General features: G+C 66.7%; 3 protein-coding genes and 1 pseudogene. All 4 read left to right on the top strand.

The annotated features are described in order from the left end of the window. A pseudogene (locus JCM21793_RS29610) lies at positions 1-255 on the top strand (hypothetical protein); the annotation flags it as partial. Continuing rightward, positions 256-888 (top strand): precorrin-8X methylmutase, encoded by a 633-nt coding sequence (locus JCM21793_RS22925; protein WP_025031855.1) that lies wholly within the window; start codon positions 256-258, stop codon positions 886-888. It abuts the pseudogene before it with no gap. Beyond that, positions 885-1,625, top strand: a complete 741-nt coding sequence (locus JCM21793_RS22920) for a precorrin-2 C(20)-methyltransferase (RefSeq protein WP_025031854.1) — start codon at positions 885-887, stop codon at positions 1,623-1,625. Before JCM21793_RS22925 ends, JCM21793_RS22920 begins: the two co-directional genes overlap by 4 nt. Then, positions 1,622-1,902, top strand: a 281-nt coding sequence (locus tag JCM21793_RS22915) for an SAM-dependent methyltransferase (RefSeq protein ID WP_025031853.1), incomplete at its 3' end; no start/stop codon positions are given. The genes JCM21793_RS22920 and JCM21793_RS22915, both read left to right, overlap by 4 nt.

Here is a 1,902-nt window from a genome sequence, read left to right as displayed (position 1 = left end):
TCGGCGCGGTTCGATGCGAAGGCGCTTGCCGCCGAGGCGGCTGCGGCGGGTTTGCCCGATGGCCCGTTCCGCCTTCACATTTCGGCCTGCGAAAAAGGATGCGTCCAGCCCGCCGGGCCGGCTGTGAACCTGATCGCGGTGGAAGGTGGCTGCACCCTTTCCTCCGTTGGCGCAAAACCTTCCGAACGCTTTCGCACCTTCCTCATCGAGCGCGGCGAGACGCTGCGCGCCGCCCTTCTTCGAAAGTCAGGCTGAATGCAAGAAACCGAGTACATACGCGACGGCAACGCCATCTATGAAAAGTCGTTCGCGATCATCCGCGCCGAGGCCGATCTCGCGCGTTTCAGCGCGCAAGAGGCCGATGTGGCCATCCGCATGATCCACGCCTGTGGGCTTGTGGAGGCGGCGGAACATTTCGTCTTTTCCGAGGGGTTTGTGGCGGCTGGCCGCGCGGCGCTGAAAGCCGGAGCGCCGATCCTGTGCGATGCGGAGATGGTGGCGCGTGGCGTGACCCGCACGCGGCTGCCCGCCGGAAACGATGTGATCTGCACCTTGCGCGATGCGCGCACGCCGGAGCTTGCGCAAAAGCTTGGCAACACGCGCTCCGCCGCTGCGCTGGAACTGTGGCGCGAGCACATGGAGGGCGCGGTGGTGGCCATCGGCAATGCGCCGACCGCACTCTTCTACCTGCTCGACATGCTGCGCGCCGGTGCGCCGAAACCCGCTGCCATAATCGGCATGCCGGTCGGTTTCGTCGGCGCGATGGAATCGAAGGAGGCCCTTGCCGAGAGCGGGCTTGGCATTCCCTTCGCCATCGTGCGTGGTCGCATGGGCGGCAGCGCCATGACGGCGGCGGCCATCAACGCACTTGCGAGGGCGGGCCTGTGAGCGGAACCCTGATTGGCGTCGGCACCGGACCCGGCGATCCCGAACTCATCACCGTCAAGGCGCTGAAAGCGCTGGAGGGGGCGGACGTGGTGGCGCATTTCGCAAAGCGTGGTCGTCAGGGCAATGCCCGCCGCACGGTCGAGGGGCTGTTGCCGGAAGGCATCGAGGAACTGCCGCTCGAGTATCCCGTCACCACCGAGATCGACAAGGCCGACCCGCGCTATATCGAGGCCATCACCGGCTTTTACGAAGCTTCGGCCCGCGCGGTGGAAGCGCATCTGAATGCGGGGCGCACGGTTGCCGTTCTGAGCGAGGGCGATCCGCTGTTCTACGGCTCCTACATGCATCTGCATGTGCGGCTTGCCGCGCTCTATCCGACCGAAGTGATCCCGGGCATCACCGCCATGTCGGGTTGCTGGTCGCAGGCGGGCATCGCCATCGTTCAGGGCGACGACATCATGACGGTTCTGCCCGGCACGCTTGCCGAAGACGAGCTGGCGCGCCGCGTGAGCGACACGGAAGGCTTCGTCATCATGAAGGTGGGGCGCAATCTGCCGAAAATCCGCAGGGCGCTGGCTCGCGCCGGCAGGCTTGGCGGCACCGTCTATGTGGAGCGCGGCACGATGGACAATACGAGCATGACCCCGCTCGCCGACAAGGCTGACGACACGGCCCCCTATTTCTCGCTGGTGCTCGGACCGGGCTGGCAGGCAAAGCCCGGCGAGGCGGTGGCATGAGCGGGCGTCTCGTCATCATCGGCACCGGCCCCGGAAAGCCGGCCCAGACGACGCCGGAGGCGCGGGCGGCGATTGCGGCGGCCAGCGATTTTTTCGGCTATGGCCCGTATCTCGACCGGCTCGAACTGAACGATGGCCAGACCCGCCATGCCTCCGACAATCGGGAAGAGCTTGCCCGCGCGAAGGCGGCGCTCACCATGGCGGCCCAAGGCCGGCATGTGGCCGTCGTTTCGGGTGGGGATGCGGGCGTCTTCGCCATGGCGGCTGCGGTGTGCGA

This window comes from Nitratireductor aquibiodomus NL21 = JCM 21793, assembly GCF_000615975.1.
GTDB lineage: Bacteria > Pseudomonadota > Alphaproteobacteria > Rhizobiales > Rhizobiaceae > Nitratireductor > Nitratireductor aquibiodomus.
The sequence above is the reverse complement of the archived record's forward strand: the minus strand, read 5'-3'. Positions and strand labels throughout refer to the sequence as shown.